Source organism: Streptomyces sp. NPDC048751, assembly GCF_043198595.1.
GTDB lineage: Bacteria > Actinomycetota > Actinomycetes > Streptomycetales > Streptomycetaceae > Streptomyces.
In genome coordinates this window covers 128345-151423 of the sequence record NZ_JBICUX010000008.1, presented here as the reverse complement: position 1 = coordinate 151423, position 23079 = coordinate 128345, and the positions used below count along the sequence as shown (strand labels likewise).

Here is a 23079-nt window from a genome sequence, read left to right as displayed (position 1 = left end):
CGTGTCGGGGGTGATCAGGGGCACCTCGAAAGCCTGGTAATGTTTCCTCTGTCGCCGCGGGGAGAACCCGCACAACAGACACCTTGTCCGGGTGGCGGAATGGCAGACGCGCTAGCTTGAGGTGCTAGTGCCCTTTATCGGGCGTGGGGGTTCAAGTCCCCCCTCGGACACGCGAGATGAGCGAGGGCTGTGACCACCTGGTCACGGCCCTCGCTTCGTTGTGTGGGCCATCTCTCCTTCGATCGAAGATCACCAGGTCACCGCCCCGCACCGGCTTCCCGGACCATCCCCGAACGGCCTTCCCCAGTGGCCGCAACCAGGGGGCGAGCCTAGCGTCGTACTAAAATTTCCGGCTTGTTACGGAAACGGAGCTGGAGCCGGACAACCCCAGGCAGACCTGCGGGCCCCGCCAGCGCCCCGGAGGCTTCCGGGAACGAGACGCGAGGACCCGATGGCAGCGATCCACGAGAGCAGTGCGTTCGGCCTGCTCGACGAAGAGCTACGCGAACAACTCGGTGACACCGCACGCTTCTCCGGAGGCGCCGCCGCCTCCCCGCGCACCCTGGTGGATGTCCTCGACGCGTCAGTGCGGACCTACCCGGACGAGCTTGCCCTGGACGACGGCAGCACGCCGCTCACCTACCGTGCGCTCGCCGTCGAGGTGGAGCGGCTGCGGCGTCGGCTCGCCGCCGCGGGCGTCGGCCTGGGCGACCGGGTGGGTGTCCGGGTCCCGTCCGGGACGAACGACCTGTACGTGGCGATTCTCGCCGTGCTGGCCGCCGGTGCCGCCTATGTGCCCGTGGACGCCGAGGACCCCGACGAGCGGGCCGAGTTGGTCTTCGGGGAGGCGGACGTGCGGGCCGTCGTGGGTGAGGGCCACGAGATCGCCGTGCACGGCGTGTCCGACGTGCCCGCCGCGCGGCCCGGCACCGAGCACGACGCGTGGGTGATCTTCACCTCCGGCTCCACCGGCAAGCCCAAGGGCGTCGCCGTCAGCCACCGCAGCGCGGCCGCGTTCGTGGACGCCGAGGCGGCGCTGTTCCTCACCGAGGACCCGATCGGGCCCGGCGACCGGGTCATGGCGGGTCTGTCGGTCGCGTTCGACGCCTCCTGCGAGGAGATGTGGCTGGCGTGGCGGTACGGGGCCTGTCTGGTGCCGGTGCCGCGCTCGCAGGTCCGCAGCGGCGCCGATCTCGGGCCGTGGCTGGTCGAGCAGGAGATCACCGTCGTCTCGACCGTGCCGACGCTGGCCGCGCTGTGGGAGCCGGAGGCCCTCAACGACGTACGGCTGCTGATCTTCGGCGGTGAGGCGTGCCCGCCCGAGCTGGCGCAGCGGCTGGTGACGGAGGGGCGCGAGGTCTGGAACACGTACGGGCCGACCGAGGCGACCGTCGTGGCCTGCGCGGCGCTGATGACCGGTGAGGAGCCGATCCGGATCGGGCTGCCGCTGGACGGCTGGGAGTTGGCCGTCGTGGACGAGGCCGGGGAGCCGGTGCCGATGGGCGGCAGCGGGGAGCTGGTGATCGGGGGCGTGGGGCTCGCCCGGTACCTCGACGCCGAGAAGGACGCGGAGAAGTACGCACCGCTGAAGTCGTTGGGCTGGGAGCGGGCGTACCGCAGCGGTGACCTCGTACGGGCCGACGCCGAGGGGCTCGTGTTCCTCGGGCGGGCCGACGAGCAGATCAAGCTCGGCGGGCGGCGCATCGAGCTGGGCGAGGTGGACGCGGCCCTTCAGGCGCTGCCCGGTGTGGCCGGGGCCGCCGCCGCCGTACGGACCGCCCGCAGCGGCAACCAGCTCCTCGTCGGCTACGTCGTCATCCAGGAGGGATGGGACCACGCGGCGGCCGTCGAGCGGCTGCGCGCCGAACTGCCGGCCGCCCTGGTCCCGCTGCTCGCCCCGGTCGAGGACCTGCCGACGCGGACGAGCGGCAAGGTGGACCGCAACGCGCTGCCCTGGCCGCTGGAGGGCCTGGAGACCGGCGGACCGGTCGAACAGCTCTACGGCACCGAGGCGTGGCTGGCCGAGCAGTGGACGGAGGTTCTCGGCATCCCGGTCACCGGCGCTCAGGACGACTTCTTCGCCATCGGCGGCAGCAGCCTGGCCGCCGCCCAGCTCACCACCCGGCTGCGCACCCGCTACCCGAGCGCCGCCGTCCTCGACATCTACCAGCGGCCGACCCTGCGCAAGCTGGCCCGCCGCCTCGAGGATTCCGCGCAGGACGACGGTGCCGCGCGGGTGGTCGTACCGGTGCCGCGGCGCGCCCAGGCGATCCAGCTCCTGCTGCTCGTCCCGCTGTTCACGCTGCTCGGGCTGCGCTGGACGGTGGCGCTCACCGCGCTCGGCAACCTCCTGCCGGCCTACTCCTGGCTGCCGACGGCTCCTTGGTGGCTCGTCGCCGTCGGGGCCCTCCTCTTCTTCAGTCCGCCGGGGCGGCTCGCGCTCGCCGCGGGCGGGGCGCGGCTGCTGCTGAGGGGGGTGCGGCCAGGCACGTACGCCCGGGGCGGCAGCGTGCATCTGCGGCTGTGGACGGCCGAGCGGCTCGCCGAGTTCACCGGGGCGACCTCGCTGACCGGGTCCTGGCTGGAGCGGTACGCGCGGGCGCTGGGCGCCAAGGTCGGGCCGGAAGTGGACCTGCACTCGCTGCCGCCGGTCACCGGGATGCTCAAGCTGGGCCGGGGCGCGGCCGTCGAGTCCGAGGTGGACCTGTCCGGGTACTGGCTGGACGGCGACCGCCTGGAGGTCGGGCCGGTCAAGATCGGTGCGCACGCCGTCGTCGGCACGCGCAGCATGCTGTTCCCGGGTGCCCGCGTCGGCAAGCGCGCCGAGGTGGCGCCGGGTTCGGCGGTCACCCGGCAGATCCCCACCGGGCAGCGCTGGGCGGGCGCGCCCGCGGTCAAGCTCGGCAAGGCCAAGCACAACTGGCCCAAGGAGCGGCCGGCGCGGGGCAGGTACTGGCGAGCGGTCTACGGCGTGACCGGGTTCGCGCTGACGCTGCTGCCGGTGGCTGCGGGCGCCGCGGCACTCGCCGTCGCGCACCTGTTCCTCACTCCGGACGCGCCGCTGCGGGGCGCCGCGCTCGCGCTGGTGCCGGCGACGCTCGCCTACGGGCTGGCGTACGCGGTGCTGCTCCTGGTCGCCGTACGGCTGCTGAGCCTGGGGCTGCGCGAGGGGACGTATCCCACGCACGGCAGGACCGGGTGGCAGGCGTGGACGGTCACGCAGCTGATGGACCGCTCGCGGGAGACGCTGTTCCCGCTGTACGCGGGGCTGGTGACGCCGGTGTGGCTGCGGCTGCTCGGGATGCGGATCGGCAAGGGCGCGGAGGTGTCGACCGTGCTCGCGCTGCCGAGCCTGACCACGGTGGGCGAGGGCGCGTTCCTGGCCGACGACACGTTGACCGCGCCGTACGAGCTCGGTGGTGGCTGGGTCCGTATCGGGCGGGCGGAGATCGGGCGGCGGGCGTTCCTCGGCAACTCGGGGATGACGGCGCCGGGACGGTCGGTGCCGGACGGCGGTCTGGTGGGGGTGCTGTCGGCGACGCCGAAGAAGGCGAAGAAGGGCAGCTCGTATCTGGGGCTGCCGCCGGTCAGGCTGCCGCGGAACGCCTCCGCCGGCGACGGCAGCCGGACGTACGACCCGCCCGCGCGGCTGCTGTGGGCGCGCGGGCTGGTGGAGCTGTGCCGGCTGGTGCCGGTGTTCTGCTCGGCGGCGGTGGCGGTGCTGACCGTGGCGGCGCTGTGCGCGCTGGGTGTCTGGGCGCCGCTGCTGTCGGGTCTTGTGCTGCTCGCGGCGGGCGGTGCGGCCGGGCTGGTGTCCGTGGTCGCGAAGTGGCTGCTCGTGGGCCGGCACCACGCGGGTGAGCATCCGCTGTGGAGTTCCTTCGTGTGGCGCAACGAGCTGGCGGACACCTTCGTCGAGGTGCTGGCGGTGCCGTGGCTGGCCGGTGCGGTGCCGGGGACGCCGGTGATGACGGCGTGGCTGCGCGGGCTCGGGGCGCGGATCGGCCGGGGTGTCTGGGTGGAGAGCTACTGGCTGCCGGAGACGGACCTGGTGACGCTGGAGGACGCGGCGACGGTGAACCGGGGCTGTGTGCTCCAGACCCACCTCTTCCACGACCGGATCTTGCGAACGGATAATGTGGTCCTCCGTGAGGGCGCGACGCTGGGTCCTGGCGGCATCGTGCTGCCCGGCAGCACGGTGGGGGCCCGGACGACACTGGGTCCCGCGTCGCTCGTCATGGCCGCGGAGTCCGTTCCCGACGACACCCGCTGGCTCGGCAATCCGATCGAGGCATGGCGTCCGTGAGCGCGGGCCACTCGGAGCCGGCGGGCGATGCACCGGCATCGAGTGGCGGCACAGCGCAGGGAGCAGACGCGGCAGTGGCAGTTCAGCAGGCAGGCGGTCCGGACCCGTATTTCCCGGGCAACGGCGATCCCCGGTACCGGGTGCACCGCTATGAACTCACGCTGGACTACCGGCCCGGCCCGAACCGGCTGTCGGGCGCGGCGCGGATCAACGCCATAGCGGGGCGGTCGCCGCTCACCGAGTTCCAGCTCAACCTGGCCGACTTCAAGATCGGCCGGGTCCGCGTCGACGGCAAGCAGGCGCACTACACCCACCGGGGCGGCAGGCTCCGGGTGCGGCCGGCCAAGCCGGTCCGGTCCGGGGCCGCCTTCACCGTGGAGGTGCACTGGTCGGGCAATCCCAAGCCGGTGAACAGCCCCTGGGGCGGGATCGGCTGGGAGGAGCTGGGCGACGGGGCGCTGGTGGCGAGCCAGCCGGTCGGGGCGCCCTCGTGGTACCCGTGCAACGACCGGCCCGCCGACAAGGCGTCCTACCAGATCTCGATCACGACACCGTCGGCGTACGCGGTGGTGGCGGGCGGGCGCCTGCTGACCCGGACGACGAAGGCGTCGACGACGACCTGGGTGTACGAGCAGTCCGCGCCGACGTCCAGCTATCTGGTCGGGCTGTCGATCGGCAAGTACCAGACGGTGCTGCTGGGCGACCCGGGGCTGGGCGGTGTGCCGCAGCACGGGCACATTCCGGCGCACCTGTTGCCGGAGTTCTCACGGGACTTCGCACGCCAGCCCGGGATGATGAACCTGTTCCAGCAGCTCTTCGGGCCGTACCCGTTCGACGAGTACGCGGTCGTCGTGACGGAGGAGGAGCTCGATGTGCCGGTGGAGGCACAGGGGTTGTCGCTGTTCGGCGCCAACCACGTGGACGGGGCGCGGGGTTCGGAGCGGCTGGTGGCGCACGAGCTGGCGCACCAGTGGTTCGGCAACAGCGTGTCCATCGCGGACTGGCGGCACATCTGGCTGAACGAGGGGTTCGCCAAGTACGCGGAGTGGCTGTGGTCGGAGCGCTCGGGCGGCCGCAGCGCGCAGCAACTCGCCGCGTCCGCACACCGGTTGCTGTCGTCGCTGCCGCAGGATCTGCAACTCGCCGATCCGGGGCGGAAGTCGATGTTCGACGACCGGCTCTACGAGCGGGGCGGGGTCACCGTGCACGCGGTGCGCTGCGCGATGGGCGACGACGCCTTCTTCCGGATGCTGCGTGCCTGGATCGGTCTGCACCGGGGCGGTTCCGTGACCACGGCGACGTTCACCGCGCACGTGGCCCGCTTCGCGTCCGAGCCGCTGGACGACCTGTTCGACGCGTGGCTGTACCGGACGGCGCTGCCGCCGCTGCCCACGGCAGAATGAGGGCATGTCCCGACGTACTCCCTGCCCTTGCGGTCTCACCGAGACCTACGAAACGTGCTGTGGCCGGTTCCACCGGGGTGAGGCCGCGGCGCCGACCGCCGAGGCGCTCATGCGCTCCCGCTACAGCGCCTTCTCGAAGAAGGACGAGGCCTACCTGCTGCGGACCTGGCACCCGCGAACCCGCCCGGCCCGGGTCGACTTCGCCCCCGGGATGCGGTGGACGGGTCTGGAGATCCTCGACAGGGCGGACGGCACGGCGTTCCACACGACCGGGACGGTGACCTTCCGCGCCTCGTTCCGGGGCGGCTCGCTGCACGAACGCAGCCGGTTCGAGCGGGTCGAGGGCGCGTGGGTGTACGTCGACGGGGACTTCCTGGACTGACGGGTTTACGGCGCGAGGATGTCCAGCTCGCGCAGCGCTCCCACCGCGATCTCCCGGGTCAGCTCCTCCGCGCGTACCCCGTCGCCGGACCGGACCGCCTCGGCGACCTGGACGTGCAGGGTGACGGCGGCCGGGTCGGGGTCCTCGAACATGACCTCGTGATGGGTGCGGCCGGCGAGGACCTCGGCGACGACGCCCCCGAGGCGCGCGAACATCTCGTTGCCCGAGGCGGTGAGGATCACCCGGTGGAAGGCGATGTCGTGGACGAGGTACCCCTCGAGCCGGTGGCCTCGTGAGTTGGCCACCATGCCGAGCGCGCATTCGGTGAGTTCGGCGCACTGCTCCGGCGTGGCGTTCTTGGCGGCCAGGCCGGCCGCCACCGGCTCGATCGCCGAACGCAGGACGGTCAGCGAGCGCAGTTGGTGCGGGCGGTCGGCACCCGCCAGTCGCCAGCGGATGACCTGAGGGTCGTAGACGTTCCACTCGGCCCGGGGCCGCACCGTCACGCCGACGCGGCGGCGGGACTCGACCAGGTGCATGGTCTCCAGCACCCGGACCGCCTCACGCATCACGGAGCGTGACACCTCGAAGCGCTCGGCCAGCTCGTCGGTGCGCAGCACGCTGCCCGGCGGGTAGTCGCCCGCGGTGATCGCGGGGCCGAGGGAGTCCAGTACATGGCCGTGCAGACCCCGGCCCGGTGTGCTCATCCACACAGCGTACGCGGCGCGTCACGAACCAAAAAGTCAGACTTATTTGTCACATGCTCTTGAATTCGTCGTACCTAATAGGTTTCAGTGTGGCGACGTCAGAGGTCGGCGTCGTGATGTCGAGGGAGACAGCGAGGCAGTGATGCGTACCCCGCACGTCGTCGTGGTGATGGGCGTCGCCGGCACCGGCAAGACCACGATCGGTCCGTTGCTCGCCGCCCGGCTGGGCGTCCCGTACGCCGAGGGCGACGATTTCCACCCGGAGGCCAACATCGCCAAGATGTCGGCCGGCACCCCGCTCGACGACGACGACAGGTGGCCTTGGCTGGACGCCATCGGCGCCTGGGCGCACGACCGGGCCGGACGCGGTGGAGTGGTCAGCTGCTCGGCGCTGAAGCGGTCCTACCGCGACCGGCTCAGGGCGGCGGCACCCGATGTCGTGTTCGTGCATCTGTCGGGCGACCGAGAGCTGATCGCGGACCGTATGGCGCACCGGCAGGGCCACTTCATGCCGACGGCGCTGCTGGACTCCCAGTTCGCCACGCTCCAGCCGCTCGGCGCGGACGAGGCCGGTGTCGCGGTGAGCGTCGCCGGCGGTCCGGAGGAGATCGCCGACCGGGCCGCGCGGGCGCTCGACGACCTTCCCGACGCTCCGCGGTAACCCCACCCCACCGAAGTAACCCACCCCACATCTGCATTGGAACCCCCGTGACCAGACTCAGTGTCGAGATGCTGGCAGCGGACCCCGTCGAGCCGATCACCTCGGCCGGCCATGCCCAGCTGGGCCTGGCCGTGCTGGCGGGCATCGCCGTCATCGTCCTGCTGATCACCAAGTTCAAGCTCCACGCGTTCCTGGCGTTGACCATCGGCTCACTCGCGCTCGGCGCGTTCGCCGGGGCGCCGCTCGACAAGGCCATCGTCAGCTTCACCACGGGCCTGGGCTCCACGGTCGCGGGCGTCGGCGTCCTGATCGCGCTGGGCGCGATCCTCGGCAAGCTGCTCGCGGACTCCGGCGGCGCGGACCAGATCGTCGACACGATCCTCGCGAAGGCGGGCGGCCGGTCGATGCCGTGGGCGATGGTGCTGATCGCCTCGGTGATCGGACTGCCGCTGTTCTTCGAGGTCGGCGTGGTGCTGCTGATACCCGTGGTGCTGATGGTCGCCAAGCGGGGCAACTACTCGCTGATGCGGATCGGCATACCCGCGCTCGCCGGTCTGTCCGTGATGCACGGGCTCGTTCCGCCGCACCCGGGTCCGCTGGTCGCGATCGACGCGGTCGGCGCCAACCTGGGCGTGACGCTGGCGCTGGGCGTGCTCGTCGCCATTCCGACGGTGGTCATAGCGGGGCCGGTGTTCTCCCGGTTCGCGGCCCGCTGGGTGGACGTCCCGGCCCCCGACCGCATGCTGAGTTCAACCGGGGGTTCCCCCCGGACCCCCGCCCAACGCCCTTCGGAGGACCTGGAGAAGCGCCCCGGCTTCGGCGCCACGCTCGCCACCATCCTCCTGCCCGTCGTCCTGATGCTGTCGAAGGCGCTGGTCGACATCGTCGTGGACGACCCGAAGAACACCGTGCAGCGTGTCTTCGATGTCGTCGGCTCGCCGCTGATCGCGCTGCTCGCCGCCGTGCTCGTCGGCATCTTCACGCTGGGCCGGCCCGCCGGCTTCAGCAAGGAGCGCGTCTCTCAACTCGTCGAGAAGGGCCTCGCACCGATCGCGGGCATCCTGCTCATCGTCGGTGCGGGCGGCGGCTTCAAGCAGACCCTGATCGACTGCGGTGTGGGCCAGATGGTCCTGGACATCTCCAAGGACTGGTCGATCCCGGCGCTCCTGCTGGCGTGGCTGATCGCGGTGGCGATCCGGCTCGCGACCGGTTCGGCGACGGTGGCCACGATCTCCGCGGCCGGCCTGGTCGCCCCGCTGGCCGCCGACATGTCGACGGCCCACACGGCCCTGCTCGTCCTGGCCATCGGCGCCGGCTCCCTCTTCTTCAGCCATGTCAACGACGCCGGGTTCTGGCTGGTGAAGGAGTACTTCGGCCTGAGCGTCGGCCAGAACATCAAGACCTGGTCGGTCATGGAGACGATCATCTCCGTGGTCGCGGGCGGCCTGGTGCTGCTCCTCTCGTTGGTCCTCTAGCAGTCGCAGAGGTTCACCGGCGCCACAGCGGATGCTCCCGGTCCGCCCACTCCTCGCTCACCGACCCCGTGCGCATGCCCCGGCGTGCCTCGGGGTCGGCCAGTGCCATGCCGATGTGGCCGGCGAGGACGATGCCGATGGTCAGGGCGAGCCAGTCGTGGACGAAGGTCGCGCTGGTGCGCCACATCAGCGGGGTGAGGTGGGTGAACCACATGATCAGGCCGGTGCCGAGCATCACGAGCGTGGCCCCGGTGATCCAGGCCGCGTAGATCTTCTGGCCCGCGTTGAACTTGCCCGCCGGACGCGACTCCCGCCGCCGGTCGCGGTGCAGCGCCGCGCGCAGCCAGAGGCGGTCGTGCGGGCCGAAGCGGTTCAGCAGCCGCAGGTCGCCGCGCAGGGCACGGGAGCCAAGGCCTGCCAGCAGCGGCACGGGCAGGGCGAGCCCGGCGCACTCGTGGACGCGGACCACCAGCTCGCGGCGGCCGACGAGCTGGGCGAACTGGGGGATGTAGAGGAAGGCCGCCGTCACCACGCACACGCCCATCAGCAGGGCCGTGACGCGGTGCACCCACCGCTGGGCCGGGCCGAAGCGGTGGATCCTGGTGGTGGCGGGCGGGGCGTCAGCTCGTAGGGTCATCGTCGCGTCCGTTCGAGCGGCCCACCCAGGCGTCCACGTCGTAGCCGTGCTCCTCCCAGTAACCGGGGCGCACGTCCTCGGTGACGGTGATGCCGGAAAGCCACTTGGCGGACTTGTAGAAGTACATGGGCGCCACATAGAGGCGGACGGGGCCGCCGTGGTCGTGGCCCAGGTCCTTGTCCTGCATGCGCAGGGCGACCAGGACGTCGGCGCGGCGGGCCTGGGCGAGGGTGAGGCTCTCGCTGTAGGTGCCGTCGAAGCAGGTGAAGCGCACGGCTCCGGCTTTCGCGCGTACGCCGGCCGCGTCGAGGAGGACGGACAGCCGTACGCCCTCGAAGGGCGTCCCGCGCACCCGCCAGCCGGTGACGCACTGGACGTCCTTGACCATCCGGGTCTGGGGCAGCGCCTTCAGCTCGGCCAGGGTGTACGTCGCCGGGCGGTCGACCAGTCCGTCGACCTTCAGGCGGTAGCTGTCGGCGTTCTTGTGCGGCACGGAGGCGGCGACCGAGTAGTAGCGGAAGCCGCCGCCGTTGGGGAGCAGTCCGGTGAGGCCGGTGGGGTCCTTGTCGGCGGCGCTGCCGAGGAACGCCTCCAGACCGCGTTGCAAGGTGGGGGCGGTGGCCACACCGAGGACACCCAGCCCGACGGTGCCGAGGAAGATGCGGCGGCCGACCGGCTTGCCCCGCTCCTCGGGTTGTTCGGAGTTCACGTACTCATTCGAACACCCGCGAGCCCGATGGGACCAGGGATCGCGGGTGCTCGTCAGGGTTCCGTAAGCAGTTCTTACGCCATCGGCGTCGCCCTACGACACCGTCGCCGCCTTCTCCAGCTGGAACGCCTCGTTGCCCAGGCCGATACGGGCGTGTGCCTCGGGTGCGCGGGAGCGCAGGACCAGGCCCTGGACGAGCCCGGCGACCAGGGCGACGGCGATGATGCCGGGCAGGACCCAGGGCACGGCGGAGCCGGGGGCCGCGCCGACCAGGACGTCGAGGTCCTTGACCGTGTAACCGGCGATCACGAGCAGGGCGACGGCCGCCAGCGCCGAGGTGACCAGGCGCCAGGCCTGCGCGGCGGCGGCACCGCGCCGGGCGAAGAAGACGATCACCGAGACCGAGGCCGCCGCCATCAGCAGGATCACGCCGAGCGCGCCCACGTTGCCGCACCAGGTGAACAGCTGGAGCACGGGGGCGGTGGGGTCGCCGACCGGCTTGTCGTCGGCGACGGCGAACGCGACGACGACCAGGACGGAGATGCCCGTCTGGAGGAGTGAGCCCGTGCCGGGCGCTCCGCTCGTGCCCGTGGTCTGTCCGAAGGCGCGCGGCAGCAGTCCCTCACGGCCCATGGCGAAGGCGTACCGGGCGACGACGTTGTGGAAGCTGAGCAGGGCGGCGAACATGCCGGTGACGAAGAGGACGTGCAGGACGTCGGTGAAGGTCGCGCCGAGCCGGGACTCGGTCAGGGAGAACAGCAGGTTCGCGCTCTCCTTCTGCGCGGCCCCGACGATCTGCGAGGGGCCGGCGGCGACGGTCAGGGCCCAGCTGCTGACCGCGAAGAAGACGGCGACCCCCGCGACCGCGAGGAACATCACGCGCGGGACGAGGACGTGCGGCCTGCTGGTCTCCTCCGCGTACACCGGGGCCTGCTCGAAGCCGGTGAAGGCGGCGATGCAGAAGCACAGGGCGGTGCCGACGCCCGCACCGGTGAGGGTGTCCGGGTTGAAGGCGTGCAGGGACAGGCCCTCCTTCGCGGGGTCGGCGACGGCGGCGATGTCGAAGACGACGACCAGGGCCACCTCGATGACCAGCAGGACACCGAGCACGCGCGCGTTGACGTCGATCTTCAGCCGGCCGAGCGTGCCGACGACGAGGGCCGCGGCGAGCGCCGGTATCCACCAGGCGACCTCGAGGTCGGCGTACGTGGCGAACAGTCCGGACACCTCGAAGCCGAAGATGCCGTAGATGCCCACCTGGAGCGCGCTGTAGGCGACGAGCGCGAGCAGGGCCGCGCCCGCGCCCGCGGTGCCGCCGAGGCCGCGGGAGACGTAGGCGTAGAAGGCGCCGGCGTTGTGGACGTGCCGGCTCATCTCGGCGTATCCGACGCCGAAGAGGACGAGGACCGCGCCGAGGACGACGAAGAGGAGGGGCTGTCCGACGATGCCCATCACCGCGAATGTGGTGGGCATGACACCAGCGACGACCATGATCGGGCCGGTGGCGGCGAGGACGGAGAGCAGCAGGCCCCCCGTGCCGAGGCGGTCGGCGCGCAGGGCGCGTTCCTGCCCCTTGAAGGTGCTGATGGTGTTCTCGGTGGGTCTGCTCGTGCTCGAACTGCCCGTGGTCATCGAGGGCCGTGCCTTTCGGGGGTCTGGCGTTTCGGGGGCTGGCGTTTCGGAAGGCTGGTGGTGCTACTCCGTGCCGAGCGCGGCGGCGCGTGCGGCGCGGAAGGCGGTGTACGGGTCACGGTCGGGGTACGACCAGGGCGCCGGGGTGGCGTGAGTGCCGATGCGGTGGAAGAGGGCGGCTGCCTCGGCGCCGCGGCCCTCGTGGACCTTGGCGTGGGCGAGGAAGTTGAGGTCGACCAGGCGGCGCGGATGGCCGTCGTGCTCCCACTCCAGCCACCAGTCGAAGGCGGCCTTCATCACCAGGCGGGCCCGGCGTCCGCGCCAGTGCTCGGAGCGGGACGGCTCGGCGGGCTCGAATCCTGCGCCGGCCAGGACGCGGTAGCGCTCGGCGTGGGCGACGACCGGCAGGATCGCCAGCGGCGAGTCGGCGGGGGCCTGCTCGGCGGCCCAGGCGGCGAAGTCGTACACCTCGTGCAGCGGGTCCGGGCCGGCGTCGGCGCGGCGCTCGGCGAGGCGGGAGACGACGAGGTGGTGGGCGTGGTGGTGGTCGGCGTGACGCAGGCGCACCTCGTCGAAGAGCCTGACGACCTCTTCCTCGCCACCCTGGGCGCGCTCCAGCAGGAGCAGGCCGAGCCAGGGGGTGGGGTCGGCGGGCGCGAGCGCGGCGGCGGCGTGGCAGGCCTCGCGGGCCCGGGCCGGCTTCTCCTTGCCGCGCAGGGCGCGGTGCACCAGGGCCAGGGCGAGCAGGACGGAGGCGTCGGCGGAGTCGGGCTCGGCGACCAGCCAGTCACGGGACCAGGCGGCGCTGTACGGCTCCTCGGCGAGGACGACGACACGGTGTCCGCGGCGGTCCCAGTCGTCGCCGGTGCGGGCGAGCAGGGTGCGGGCGGCCTGCCAGCGACCCTGGGTGAGGGCGGTGCGGGCGTCGCGGAGTTCGGTGTCGTCGAGCGCCGCGTCGAAGGCCTGGGCCGCGCGCTTGCGGCCGCGGCCGAGAGGTAGCGGGAGTGGGGGCACCGCTGACTTCCTCACGTTCCTCGCGCGACGCGTTCGATGTCGACCCGATGGGCCGATCACGGTCAGCAAACCGCCAGCCAATGCTTTCCGTCAAGAATGGCGAGCACATGACATATGCCAACCGGCCACCCTCAAGGGGGAGTTGCTGTCGGCCCGATCGTCGGGGCCACCCGGTGGGAGGGGCGTGGCGGGCATCGGTGTGGCGTAGGCCATAGCGGGGCCGCGTCCGGCATCGCACCATGGGTGGAACGGTCGCGCCGCCGCCCCTCCTGGTCACCGCCGATCCACCGGGGCTCGCGACCGACTCAGTCGCCCTGTCACGGGTACTCCTGGAACAGCATTTCGGGCGCTCCAGGCATCCAATCCCCCGAAAACGGTAGAGTCGGCCCTTACGCACATACGCACCCCGTGGCCGACGGAAGATCATCGAGGTACGCAGCGTGTCGGTTCTTGTTCTGGTTCTCGCGATGGGAGCCGCGGTCTGTCTGGGCTTCGGCTTCGTGTTGCAGCAGAACGCGGCACAGAAGGCGCCCCTCGGCGACTTCCTCTCCTTCCGGCTGCTGCTTGACCTGATGCGGGTGCCGCGGTGGCTGGGCGGTATCGGACTGATGGTGGCCGGTATGGCGCTGGGCGCGGTCGCGCTCGGGCAGGGCGAGGTCTCCCTGGTGGAACCGCTGCTCGCCACGAACCTGCTCTTCGCTCTCGCGCTCTCCCGCCGGCAGACCAGGCAGCCCCTGGGCCGGCAGGGCTGGGCCGGCCTGGCACTGCTCGCCGGCGGGGTGACCGTGTTCATCGTGGCCGGTCAGCCGCGCGGCGGCACCGCGATCAGCGATCCGATGCGGCACTGGCTGATCATCGGAGTGATGGTGGGCCTCGCGCTGCTGCTCACAGCCGGCGCGAGGCGCTCACGGCTGAGCTCCGCCCCGGTACTGCTGGCCCTGGCGGCCGGGCTGCTCTACGGCCTCCAGGACGCGCTGACCCGGGTCAGCGGCGAGCGGTTCTCCGCGGGCGGCTTCGCCGAGCTGATGACCAGCTGGCAGCCGTACGCCGTGCTGGCGCTGGGCGTCACCGGCCTGGTCCTGGTCCAGAGCGCCTTCGAGACCGGCACCCTGCGCATGTCGCTCCCCGCCCTCACCGCGGCCCAGCCCCTGGCCGGCATCGCCTGCGGAGTCGGCTTCCTCGGCGACCGCCTCCACACCGACCCCGGCGCCCTCGCCTGGGAGGCGGCCGGCCTCGCAGCCGTCGTCATCGGCATCATCCTCCTCGGCTGCCACCCGGCCATGCCCACCGGCACGGGCAAGCCGGAACGCGTACGAGACCTCCAGCCGAGCTGACCTGCGCCGGCCCGGCCGGCACACCGCTTCTCTGCGCCCCGGAGCGGGGGACTCGAGCTGCCGCCCCGACGGCCCCCCACTCCGGTGGCTCCGGCCCCCAACGGCGCCAAACCCCCGGAGGGCCCTGCTTGGATGGGTCCATGAGTGCTGCTGACGAGGTCCTGGACATCGTTGATGAGGGTGACCGGGTGGTGGGGCAGGCCCCGCGTGGGGAGGCGTATGCGCTTGGGTTGCGGCATCGGTGTGTGTTCATCCAGGCCCGGGATGCCGAGGGGCGGGTGTTCGTGCACCGGCGCACCCCGACCAAGCTGGTCTTTCCCTCCCTGTACGACATGTTCGTGGGCGGGGTCGTGGGCGCGGGCGAGGAGTACGACGACGCGGCGCTGCGTGAGGCCGAGGAGGAACTCGGCGTGAGCGGTCTGCCCAGGCCCGACTTCCTGTTCAAGTTCCTCTATGACAACGGCGCCGGCCAGTCCTGGTGGTCGGCCGTCTATGAGGTCCGCTGCGACCTGCCCGTCCGGCCGCAGGTCGAGGAGGTCGCCTGGCACGACTTCCTGCCGGAGGAGGAGGTCGAGCGCCGCTTGGCCGACTGGACGTGGGTCCCGGACGGGCTGGCGGCGTACGAGCGGCTGAAGGCCTACCGGTCGGCGGGCTGACCGGAGCGGCCGCCCGTGAGCGCCTCGGCCAGGGCGCGCTCCTGCTCCGCGGTGATGCCCAGCCCGAGCGGCACCCTGCGGGGGCTGTACCCGCCGTCGCACACCGCCAGCGGGCTCGGGCTCCGGGCCGTCCAGGTGGGCGGGTCCCAGAAATGATGGTCCAGGAGCTCCTCCGCCAGCTCGGGAGCCGCCTCGCCGTCGGCCCCGACGGACCTCAGCGCGCCGGATATCCGCTCCACCGCCTCCGCCTCCGGCGCGGCCCCGTCACCGAAGGCCGGCAGCAGCAGGAGCAGCCGCCGAGCCGGATCCCGTACGCCGTCCTCCCCGGCCGGCGCCGACTCGGCCACGGCGACCAGTTCGGGCCAGGACAGACCCGGTCCGCTGAAGTGACCCTCGATCGAGGCCAGGCAGGCGTGCCGGTCCCAGTCGGGGTGCGCGATCAGGTAGTCCGTGCCGGAGTCCTCGGGGAAGTTGCGGTGGACGATCCACAACAGGTGCCCGCCCGCCAGGGGGACCCGGAACGCGGGCCACACCTCCTCGGCGGAGTACAGCGCCTCACCCGCCGCGTCCACGTCCGCCGAGTCCGCCCCGAACAGCTCGGGCTCCTCCGCGAACTCGTCCCAGACCGGTCCGTAGTACGCCGGCCAGAACCCGGGCAGGTCGAGCAGGTGCTCGGCCGGGGCGATGCCGTGGCCGGGCGTCGCGTACCGGGCCAGTGACATGGGGATCTCCATGCGCCGAACCGTAGCGGGCGGCACTGACAACGCCCTCTCCACGTCCCCGGTAGGGTCCTTCGCGTGATCGAGTTCGTACGAAACGTCCGGCTGTGGTTCGCCCCGCAGCGTGTCCGCGAGGAGGGCCACACCCCCGACTACCGGTTCTCCCTGGCCAACGAGCGCACCTTCCTGGCCTGGCTGCGCACCGCCCTGGCTCTCATCGGCGGAGGTTTCGCCGTGGACCAGTTCCTGCCCGACCTGCGCTGGGGATGGCGCGTCGGGCTAGCGCTCGCCCTGCTGGCGGCCGGTGTGCTGTGCTCGCTGCGCGCGGTGAACCACTGGATGCGCTGCGAGCGGGCGATGCGCCGCGGCGAGGACCTGCCGGTGTCCCGGTTCCCGGCCCTGCTCAGCGTTGTCGTCGCGGTGGTCGCCGTGGCGATGGTCCTCGTCGTGCTCGTGGGGTGGGACGGATGAGCGGCGAGTCGGACCACGCGCCGCGCTCCGAGGTGGGCGACGAGCGCGACCCCGGGCTCCAGCCGGAGCGCACCCGGCTCGCCTGGCGGCGTACGACCCTGTCGAGCACCGTCGCCGCCGTCCTCGCGGTGAAGACCGCACTGCATGGCGGGGCGACGGCCGCGGGAGTCACGGCCTGCGCCCTGTGCTGCGCCCTGTGGCTGGGCTTCCTGCTCGTCGCCCACGGCCGTATCCACACCCTCGCCACGACGGCCCGCCCACCGGCCCTCACCCCCCGCAAGGCCGCGGCGGCGGTCGCGTGCACGGTGGCGATGGCCGTGTGCGCGGCAGCGCTGGTCATCTAGTCATTCAGTCATCCTGTAGACGGTGGCCCTGCCTGGTACCCGCCGGTGGCCCTGCCTAGTACCCGGTGGCCCCCGCCTGCTCGTCCTCGTCCTCCGCCTCCCACTCCACCGTCACCACGATCTTCCCCCGCGTCCGCCCCTCCTCGTTGAGCCGGTGCGCCTCCGCCGCCCGCTCCAGCGGGAACGTGTCCGACACATGGACCGACACCACGCCCTGTTCCGCCAGGTCGGCCAGCCGTTGCAGGTCCTCCGCGTCGGGGCGCACCCAGCAGTAGCGGCCGCCGTACTCCAGGACGTCCGGGTCGGCGATCGACGCGAGGCGTCCCTCGGCGGCCAGGAGGTTCACCGAGGCCCGCAGGGCGTCGCCGCCGACCGTGTCGAAGACGACGTCCACGCCCTCAGGGGCCAGCCCTCGCACCCGGTCGGTCAGACCGTCGCCGTAGGTCACGGGCTCGCCGCCGAGGGCGCGTACGAAGGCGTGGTTGCCCTCGCTCGCCGTACCGATCACCCGGGCGCCCAGATGGCGGGCGATCTGCACGGCGATCGAGCCGACCCCACCGGCCGCCGCGTGGATCAGGACCGTCTCGCCCCGCTTCACCTGGAGTGCCTTGATCAGCACCTGGTACGCGGTGAGCCCCGCGAGCGGCAGACCGGCCGCCTCCTCGAAGGAGAGGCTGCGCGGTTTGCGGGCAAGGGTGCGTACCGGGGCGGCCACGTACTCGGCGAAGGTGCCGCGGGAGAGGAAGTCCTCGCGGACGTAGCCGATCACCTCGTCTCCGACCGCGAACTCCGTGACGGAGACCCCCGGCCGCACGACGACCCCCGAGACGTCCCACCCGGGAACCACCGGGAAGACCGGTTCCAGCATGCCGTCCAGATAGCCTTCACGGCACTTCCAGTCGACGGGGTTGACCGCTGCGGCCCGTACCTTCACGAGCACGGCGTCGGGCCCGACCTTCGGGTCGCGGACCTCCCCGTACTCCAGCACCTCGGGTCCGCCGTACCGGCTGTAGCTGATGGCCTTCATGGCATCGACCCTCCGCGGTACCCGAACGGCACGCAAGCCGAATATCCAGATTCGCGCCTGTCGGCCTATCGTGGCTCAAGTCACGTTCGGCTCGCGCACTGGACGACATACCGACCGGTCGGCATCATAAGTCGGGTCCCGTTCCGTTCACTCGCCCGTAGGAGCGACGCATGAGCCCCGACCACCCGCCCGGACTCGATCTCGACCGGCTGCGCGGCCTGCTCGACCGGGAGCGGCCCGGCCTGGCGCAGGGCCCCCTCACCGGTCGGCTGATCGAGGGCGGACGGTCGAACCTGACGTACGAGGTCTCGGACGGCACCTCGAAGTGGGTCGTGCGACGGCCCCCGCTCGGCCATGTCCTGGCCACCGCGCACGACATGAAGCGCGAGCACCGCGTGATCAGCGCCCTGCACCCGACCAAGGTGCCGGTGCCGCGCCCGGTGCTGCTGTGCGAGGACGACGAGGTGCTCGGGGCTCCCTTCTACGTGATGGAGTTCGTGCCGGGCACGCCGTACCGCACGGCCGACCAGCTCGCTCCCCTCGGTGCCGAGCGCACACGCGCAGCGGTCCTGTCGCTCGTCGACACGCTCGTCGACCTGCACGCCGTCGACCCGGCCGAGGTGGGCCTGGCGGACTTCGGCCGCCCCGAGGGCTTCCTGGACCGCCAGCTGCGCCGCTGGGGCAAGCAGCTGGACGCCTCCCGCAGCCGCGAACTGGCGGGGGTCGACGAGCTGCACGCGGCGCTCGGCCGCCGACTGCCCAGCTCTCCCGCCCCGGCCGTCGTGCACGGCGACTACCGCCTCGACAACGTCCTGATCGACGAAGAGGACCGGATCACGGCGATCCTCGACTGGGAGATGTCGACGCTCGGCGACCCGCTGACCGACCTGGGCCTGCTGGTGATGTACAGCATGCCGCTCGGCGCGCCCGACTCCCCGGTCTCCACCACCGCCGAGGCCCCCGGGCATCCGGCACCCGCAGAACTGATCGAACGGTACGCCGCGCGTTCGGGGCGCGACGTCTCCGCGGTCTCCTGGTACACGGCGTTCGCCTGGTTCAAGCTCGCCGTGATCCTGGAGGGCATCCACTACCGCTACACCCTGGGCCAGACCGTCGGCCGCGGCTTCGACCGCATCGGCGACCTCGTCCCCGTCTTCATCGAGCACGGACTGACCACTCTTCAGGAAGGCTGACCAGCCATGGACTTCGCGTTCGACGCGCGCACCGAGGAATTGCGTGCCAAGCTGCTCGCCTTCATGGACGAGTACGTCTACCCCGCCGAAGAGGTCGCGAACGAGCAGCGCGCGCTGCTGGCCTCGCCCTGGGACACCCCGGCCGTGGTCGAGGAGCTGAAGGCCGAGGCACGCCGCCAGGGCCTGTGGAACCTCTTCCTGCCCGACGCGGAGTACGGCGCCGGGTTGACGAACCTCCAGTACGCGCCGCTCGCCGAGATCACCGGCCGTTCCCCGCAGCTCGCGCCCACGGTGACGAACTGCGCGGCGCCCGACACCGGCAACATGGAGGTGCTCTCGCAGTTCGGCGACGAGCAGCAGAAGAAGCAGTGGCTGGAGCCGCTGCTCGCCGGTGAGATCCGCTCGGCGTTCGCGATGACCGAGCCGGAGGTGGCCTCCTCCGACGCCACGAACATCACGACGTACATCGAGCGGGACGGCGACGAGTACGTCATCACGGGCCGCAAGTGGTACATCTCCGGGGCGATGAACCCGGACTGCAAGATCTTCATCGTGATGGGCAAGACCGACCCGGACGGCGACGACATCCGCCGCCAGCAGTCCATGGTGCTGGTCCCCCGCGACACCCCGGGTGTCACCGTGAAGCGCGCGATGCAGGTCTTCGGGTACGAGGACCACTACCACGGCGGCCACGCCGAGGTGATCTTCGACCACGCGCGTGTGCCTGTGTCGAACCTGATCGGTGAGGAGGGCGGCGGCTTCGCCATCGCCCAGGCCCGGCTCGGTCCCGGCCGTATCCACCACTGCATGCGGCTGATCGGCATGGCGGAGCGCGCGATCGAGCTGATGTGCCGCAGGGCCGTCTCCCGCACGGCCTTCGGCAAGTCGCTGGCCCAGCAGGGCGTGGTCCACAACTGGATCGCGGACGCGCGCGTGACGGTCGAGCAGCTGCGGCTGCTGGTGCTGAAGACGGCCTGGCTGATGGACACGGTCGGCAACAGGGGCGCGCACACGGAGATCCAGTCCATCAAGATCGCGACGCCCCGCGCGGTCGTCGACATCATCGACCGGGCGATCCAGCTGCACGGGGCGGGCGGTGTGAGCCAGGACTTCCCGCTGGCCGAGCTGTACGCGGGCGCGCGGACGCTGATGATCGCCGACGGCCCGGACGAGGTCCACCAGCGCTCGCTGGCACGCCGGGAGCTGAAGAAATACCTGTGAGGTGATGTGTAAAGGGCGGTCGCCATGGGTGACCGCCCCTTACACATGCACTCCTGTCACACGGCCTCAGGGACGCAGAGCCCTCAGCAGCAGGTCCGCCAGGTGGTCGGCGACCTCCTGGGGGGTCATCGGCCCGTCGGGGCGGTACCAGGTCGACAGGTGGTGGACCGAGCCGAAGTGGTAGTCCACCACCAGGTCGGCCGGTGTCGCCTTCGAGAAGACGCCGGCCTGCTGGCCCTCCTCGACGAGCGCGCGGAAGCGTTCGTGGTAGCGCCGGCGCTCCGCGCGTACCTGCTTGTTCTTCTCCGGGCTCAGGTGGTGCATCGAGCGGAAGAAGATCATCGCGTCGTCGAGGTTGTCGATCGTCGTGACGACGACGTCGGCCGCCGCGCCCCGCAGACGCTTCTCGATCGGCTCGTCGGCGTCCGCGAAGGCGTCGAGTCTCTCCTGCTGCACGCGCAGCACACGCGCGTACACCTCGTGCAGGAGGTCGTCCTTGGAGCCGAAGTAGTGGTAGAGCGCCCCCTTGGTGACGCCGGCCGCCTCGACGATCTCCTGCACCGAGGTGCGGTCGTATCCGCGCTCGGCGAAGAGCCGGGTGGCGGCGGCGAGGAGCCGCTGCGGGACGGGAGTCCCCTCTCCGTCCGTCGTCCTGGGCACTGCCGCCACCTGCCTTTCCGTGATGCCTACTGGCCGTCGTGGGCGCGGGAACGCAGTTCCCGACGGAGGATCTTCCCACTTGCCGTCTTGGGCAAGTCGGGCAGGATCTCCACCTGCCGCGGATATTTGTAGGCCGCCAGTTTGTCCTTGCAGTAGGCCGCGAGCGTATCGGGATCCGTGTCGGCGCCCGGACGCAGGCTGATGTACGCCTTGACGGTCTCCCCGCGGTACCCGTCGGCCACGCCGACGACGGCCGCCTCGCGCACCGCCGGATGGGTGTACAGGACGTCCTCGACCTCGCGCGGCCAGACCTTGAAGCCGGACGCGTTGATCATGTCCTTCTTGCGGTCGACGACGTAGAGCCAGCCCTCGGGGTCCATGAACCCGATGTCGCCGGTGCGCAGTTCCCCGCCGGGGAAGGTCTCCGCGGTGGCCTCGGGACGCCGCCAGTACCCGGGGACCACCTGCGGACCGCTGACGACGATCTCGCCCTGCTCTCCGAGGGGCACCTCCTCGCCCCGGTCGTCGACGATCCGCACGACCCCGTCGGCACAGGGCACGCCCACCGCGAGGGTCCCCGAGGCCGGGTCCACGGGCGCCTCCCGCTGGGGCGGGACGGACGCGCAGGGCGCGCTGCACTCGGTCAGCCCGTAGCCGTTGCGGATGTACGGCCCGAAGCCCGCCCGGAACTTCTCCACCAGCGCGGGCGGCAGCGGTGCGCCGCCGGAGGAGATGTTCACGAAGGAGGAGAAGTGGTCCCGTGTGACGTCCGGGTGGGCGGCCAGCGCCATGAAGGCCGTCGAGGGCCCGACCGTGTAGTGCGGCCGGTGCTCGGCGAAGGCGTCGAGGACGACCCCCGCCTCGAAGCGGTACGTCAGCACGAGCGTGCCCGCGCTGGTGAGGCAGGCCCCCAGCTGGCAGACCATCCCGGTGATGTGGAACAGCGGCGCCAGCGCGTAGTAGACGGGCGCGTCGGGCAGGTCGAGGCCGGTCCGCTGCCGCTCGGCGTTGTACATGATGTTGCCGTGCGTGTTGGTGGCCCCCTTGGGGGTGCCGCTCGTGCCCGAGGTGTAGCTGATCAGCGCCACGTCCGAGGCGAACAGGGCACGCCCCTGCGGCGCCCGGTGCCCCGCGCGGGCGACGGCCGTCAGATCGTCGGCGTCGGGAACGTCCGGCACCCGCTCGAAGGTGAGCACGCGCGCGTCGTTACGCGTTTGGAAATCCAACTCACAAGCGGTGAGCACGATCCGTACGGGGGAGTCCGCCACCGTCTCCCGCAGATACGACTCCCACGCACGGTCGGAACACACCAGCGCGGTCACCTCACCGTCCCGCAGGACGTGGGTGACCTCCCCCGCCTTGTACATCGGGTTGACGGGCACGACGATCGCGCCGGCCTTCCAGGCACCGAGCAGGGCGAGCACGAACTGCGGTGAGTTCTGCAGCAGCACGGCAACCCGGTCACCGCGCTCCAGACCACGGGCCGCGAGATGCCCGGCGACCGAGTCGCTCAACTCGTCGACCTCGCGGTACGTGAGCCGGCCGTCGAAGTAGGCGAGGAAGGTGCGGTCCGGGGCTTCGGCGGCCGACCGGCGCAGCGCGTGCACGAGGGAGTCGGCCGGGTCGACAGGGGCGCGCTGGGCCTCGTTGAGGAGCCCCAGCCAGGGCTTGGCCGCGTACGGGGACGAGGTCGACGAGATCACCGCTCGGCCTCCCATTTCTGCTGGATGTGGTTCATGTTGCTCAGCCATCGGTCGGGCGTGGCGGCCCGGGCCTGGTAGTACCCGGCGACCTCGGGGTGCGGCAGGATCAGGAAGCGGTCCTCCTCGATCCCCTCGAACAGGGCGTCCGCGACGGCCTCCGGCTCGATCGCGGTCGGTTGGAGCACCAGGTCACCCGCGCTGCCGGTGGCCGCCAACATGTCGGTGCGCACACCCTGCGGGCAGATCGCGTGGACCTTGATCCCCCGGTGCCGGTACGTCAGCGACAGCCACTCGGCGAAGGCGTACGCGCCGTGCTTGGTGACGCTGTAGGGCGCCGCCCCGATCATGGTCAGCAACCCGGCCGCGGAGACGGTGGACACGAACCGCCCACTCCCCCGCTCCAGCCAGCCCGGGAGCAGCGCCTCGGCCGCCCGGACGTGCGCCATGACGTTGACGTCCCAGGCGAGCGCCCAGACCGCCTCCCCGGCCGCCTCCGAGCCACCTGAGGCAACCCCGGCGTTGGCGCAGTACACGTCGACGGCACCCCCGAGGGCGTCCCGAGCATCACCGACGATCAGGGAGGCGTCCCCGGGCACGGCGATCCCGCCGATCTCGTCGGCGACGGCCTCGGCCCGCTCGGCGTCGAGGTCGTTGACGACGACCCGGGCCCCTTCCGCGGCGAAACGCCGGGCGAGGGCGGCTCCAATGCCACCCCCTGCTCCGGTGACGACCACTCCCGCACCCTGCACGGCTTCCACCATCGGTCCCCTTCGACACACGGCTCCGACTCCCCCGTGAGCGTCAGACTAACCGGTCGGTATGTTG

The 23079-nt window shown here is 71.7% G+C and carries 21 protein-coding genes and 1 tRNA gene; 12 read left to right on the top strand and 10 right to left on the bottom strand.

Annotated elements, in window-relative coordinates:
• Positions 1–85 precede the first annotated feature (85 nt).
• From ACGFNV_RS25555 to ACGFNV_RS25540, 4 genes are all read left to right on the top strand, one after another.
• Positions 86–170, top strand: a tRNA-Leu gene (locus ACGFNV_RS25555).
• Between the two features lie 281 nt (positions 171–451).
• Positions 452–4306: a Pls/PosA family non-ribosomal peptide synthetase gene (locus ACGFNV_RS25550; protein ID WP_393625323.1), complete on the top strand. Its 3855-nt coding sequence runs from the start codon at positions 452–454 to the stop codon at positions 4304–4306.
• Between the two features lie 74 nt (positions 4307–4380).
• Complete coding sequence (locus tag ACGFNV_RS25545; RefSeq protein WP_393625322.1) at positions 4381–5709, top strand: M1 family metallopeptidase; 1329 nt, start codon at positions 4381–4383, stop codon at positions 5707–5709.
• A gap of 4 nt (positions 5710–5713) precedes the next feature.
• Positions 5714–6091, top strand: coding sequence for a YchJ family protein (locus tag ACGFNV_RS25540; RefSeq protein ID WP_393625321.1), 378 nt, complete (start codon positions 5714–5716; stop codon positions 6089–6091).
• Between the two features lie 5 nt (positions 6092–6096).
• Here the strand turns inward: ACGFNV_RS25540 and ACGFNV_RS25535 are convergent, their stop codons facing one another.
• Positions 6097–6798 (bottom strand): FadR/GntR family transcriptional regulator, encoded by a 702-nt coding sequence (locus ACGFNV_RS25535; protein ID WP_393625320.1) that lies wholly within the window; start codon positions 6796–6798, stop codon positions 6097–6099.
• 142 nt (positions 6799–6940) lie between these two features.
• Here ACGFNV_RS25535 and ACGFNV_RS25530 point away from each other — a divergent pair, with 142 nt between their 5' ends.
• Together ACGFNV_RS25530 and ACGFNV_RS25525 are read left to right on the top strand one after the other, a co-directional pair.
• Complete coding sequence (locus ACGFNV_RS25530) at positions 6941–7459, top strand: gluconokinase (protein ID WP_393625319.1); 519 nt, start codon at positions 6941–6943, stop codon at positions 7457–7459.
• Positions 7460–7506: 47 nt separating this feature from the next.
• On the top strand, positions 7507–8934 hold the full coding sequence (locus tag ACGFNV_RS25525; RefSeq protein WP_393625318.1) for a GntP family permease: 1428 nt from the start codon (positions 7507–7509) through the stop codon (positions 8932–8934).
• Between the two features lie 13 nt (positions 8935–8947).
• Here ACGFNV_RS25525 and ACGFNV_RS25520 read toward each other — a convergent pair whose 3' ends face one another.
• The 4 genes from ACGFNV_RS25520 to ACGFNV_RS25505 form a co-directional block, all read right to left on the bottom strand.
• Positions 8948–9571, bottom strand: coding sequence for a cytochrome b/b6 domain-containing protein (locus ACGFNV_RS25520; RefSeq protein ID WP_393625317.1), 624 nt, complete (start codon positions 9569–9571; stop codon positions 8948–8950).
• A complete protein-coding gene (locus tag ACGFNV_RS25515; RefSeq protein ID WP_393625316.1) occupies positions 9555–10280 on the bottom strand; it encodes a molybdopterin-dependent oxidoreductase in 726 nt (241 codons plus the stop codon). Before ACGFNV_RS25515 ends, ACGFNV_RS25520 begins: the two co-directional genes overlap by 17 nt.
• Positions 10281–10373: 93 nt before the next feature.
• Entirely contained in the window at positions 10374–11912 is a 1539-nt protein-coding gene (locus ACGFNV_RS25510; RefSeq protein WP_393625315.1) for an APC family permease, read from the bottom strand.
• A gap of 63 nt (positions 11913–11975) precedes the next feature.
• Positions 11976–12926: a hypothetical protein gene (locus tag ACGFNV_RS25505; protein ID WP_393625314.1), complete on the bottom strand. Its 951-nt coding sequence runs from the start codon at positions 12924–12926 to the stop codon at positions 11976–11978.
• A 440-nt stretch (positions 12927–13366) separates the two neighbouring features.
• Between ACGFNV_RS25505 and ACGFNV_RS25500 the strand changes: the two genes are divergently transcribed.
• Positions 13367–14260: a DMT family transporter gene (locus ACGFNV_RS25500; protein ID WP_393625313.1), complete on the top strand. Its 894-nt coding sequence runs from the start codon at positions 13367–13369 to the stop codon at positions 14258–14260.
• 140 nt (positions 14261–14400) lie between these two features.
• Positions 14401–14916, top strand: a complete 516-nt coding sequence (locus tag ACGFNV_RS25495) for an NUDIX hydrolase (RefSeq protein WP_393625312.1) — start codon at positions 14401–14403, stop codon at positions 14914–14916.
• Here the strand turns inward: ACGFNV_RS25495 and ACGFNV_RS25490 are convergent.
• Positions 14898–15650 (bottom strand): hypothetical protein, encoded by a 753-nt coding sequence (locus ACGFNV_RS25490; RefSeq protein ID WP_393625311.1) that lies wholly within the window; start codon positions 15648–15650, stop codon positions 14898–14900. The genes ACGFNV_RS25495 and ACGFNV_RS25490 overlap by 19 nt on opposite strands.
• Before the next feature lie 63 nt (positions 15651–15713).
• Between ACGFNV_RS25490 and ACGFNV_RS25485 the strand changes: the two genes are divergently transcribed.
• Positions 15714–16106 carry a YidH family protein gene (locus ACGFNV_RS25485; RefSeq protein WP_393625310.1) on the top strand — a complete coding sequence of 131 codons (393 nt, stop codon included), beginning with the start codon at positions 15714–15716 and terminating at the stop codon, positions 16104–16106.
• Positions 16103–16450: a DUF202 domain-containing protein gene (locus tag ACGFNV_RS25480; protein WP_393625309.1), complete on the top strand. Its 348-nt coding sequence runs from the start codon at positions 16103–16105 to the stop codon at positions 16448–16450. Before ACGFNV_RS25485 ends, ACGFNV_RS25480 begins: the two co-directional genes overlap by 4 nt.
• 55 nt (positions 16451–16505) lie before the next feature.
• Here the strand turns inward: ACGFNV_RS25480 and ACGFNV_RS25475 are convergent, their stop codons facing one another.
• On the bottom strand, positions 16506–17477 hold the full coding sequence (locus ACGFNV_RS25475; protein ID WP_393625308.1) for an NADP-dependent oxidoreductase: 972 nt from the start codon (positions 17475–17477) through the stop codon (positions 16506–16508).
• Positions 17478–17647: 170 nt separating this feature from the next.
• On the opposite strand from ACGFNV_RS25475, the gene ACGFNV_RS25470 reads away from it, so the two are divergent.
• Together ACGFNV_RS25470 and ACGFNV_RS25465 are read left to right on the top strand one after the other, a co-directional pair.
• Complete coding sequence (locus ACGFNV_RS25470; RefSeq protein WP_393625307.1) at positions 17648–18670, top strand: phosphotransferase family protein; 1023 nt, start codon at positions 17648–17650, stop codon at positions 18668–18670.
• Positions 18671–18676: 6 nt separating this feature from the next.
• Positions 18677–19891 carry an acyl-CoA dehydrogenase gene (locus ACGFNV_RS25465; RefSeq protein WP_393625306.1) on the top strand — a complete coding sequence of 405 codons (1215 nt, stop codon included), beginning with the start codon at positions 18677–18679 and terminating at the stop codon, positions 19889–19891.
• Positions 19892–19957: 66 nt separating this feature from the next.
• On the opposite strand, the gene ACGFNV_RS25460 is transcribed toward ACGFNV_RS25465, so the two are convergent.
• The 3 genes from ACGFNV_RS25460 to ACGFNV_RS25450 are packed head-to-tail and all read right to left on the bottom strand — an operon-like array spanning position 19958 to position 23015.
• The gene (locus ACGFNV_RS25460; RefSeq protein ID WP_393625305.1) at positions 19958–20551 is read right to left on the bottom strand and encodes a TetR/AcrR family transcriptional regulator; all 594 of its coding nucleotides are present in this window, start codon (positions 20549–20551) and stop codon (positions 19958–19960) included.
• A 26-nt stretch (positions 20552–20577) separates the two neighbouring features.
• A complete protein-coding gene (locus ACGFNV_RS25455) occupies positions 20578–22269 on the bottom strand; it encodes a class I adenylate-forming enzyme family protein (protein WP_393625304.1) in 1692 nt (563 codons plus the stop codon).
• Positions 22251–23015 carry an SDR family oxidoreductase gene (locus ACGFNV_RS25450; RefSeq protein WP_393625303.1) on the bottom strand — a complete coding sequence of 255 codons (765 nt, stop codon included), beginning with the start codon at positions 23013–23015 and terminating at the stop codon, positions 22251–22253. The genes ACGFNV_RS25455 and ACGFNV_RS25450 overlap by 19 nt, the downstream gene beginning before the upstream one ends.
• Positions 23016–23079: the final 64 nt, after the last annotated feature.

Bases quoted from the DNA above. Each gene is read 5' to 3' on its own strand.
- ACGFNV_RS25480 (WP_393625309.1), top strand. From the start codon at position 16,103: ATGAGCGGCGAGTCGGACCACGCGCCGCGCTCCGAGGTGGGCGACGAG.
- ACGFNV_RS25450 (WP_393625303.1), bottom strand. From the start codon at position 23,015: ATGGTGGAAGCCGTGCAGGGTGCGGGAGTGGTCGTCACCGGAGCAGGG.
- ACGFNV_RS25455 (WP_393625304.1), bottom strand. From the start codon at position 22,269: ATGGGAGGCCGAGCGGTGATCTCGTCGACCTCGTCCCCGTACGCGGCC.
- ACGFNV_RS25490 (WP_393625311.1), bottom strand. From the start codon at position 15,650: ATGGAGATCCCCATGTCACTGGCCCGGTACGCGACGCCCGGCCACGGC.
- ACGFNV_RS25535 (WP_393625320.1), bottom strand. From the start codon at position 6,798: ATGAGCACACCGGGCCGGGGTCTGCACGGCCATGTACTGGACTCCCTC.
- ACGFNV_RS25530 (WP_393625319.1), top strand. From the start codon at position 6,941: ATGCGTACCCCGCACGTCGTCGTGGTGATGGGCGTCGCCGGCACCGGC.
- ACGFNV_RS25495 (WP_393625312.1), top strand. From the start codon at position 14,401: ATGAGTGCTGCTGACGAGGTCCTGGACATCGTTGATGAGGGTGACCGG.
- ACGFNV_RS25540 (WP_393625321.1), top strand. From the start codon at position 5,714: ATGTCCCGACGTACTCCCTGCCCTTGCGGTCTCACCGAGACCTACGAA.
- ACGFNV_RS25470 (WP_393625307.1), top strand. From the start codon at position 17,648: ATGAGCCCCGACCACCCGCCCGGACTCGATCTCGACCGGCTGCGCGGC.
- ACGFNV_RS25520 (WP_393625317.1), bottom strand. From the start codon at position 9,571: ATGACCCTACGAGCTGACGCCCCGCCCGCCACCACCAGGATCCACCGC.
- ACGFNV_RS25550 (WP_393625323.1), top strand. From the start codon at position 452: ATGGCAGCGATCCACGAGAGCAGTGCGTTCGGCCTGCTCGACGAAGAG.
- ACGFNV_RS25475 (WP_393625308.1), bottom strand. From the start codon at position 17,477: ATGAAGGCCATCAGCTACAGCCGGTACGGCGGACCCGAGGTGCTGGAG.
- ACGFNV_RS25510 (WP_393625315.1), bottom strand. From the start codon at position 11,912: ATGACCACGGGCAGTTCGAGCACGAGCAGACCCACCGAGAACACCATC.
- ACGFNV_RS25465 (WP_393625306.1), top strand. From the start codon at position 18,677: ATGGACTTCGCGTTCGACGCGCGCACCGAGGAATTGCGTGCCAAGCTG.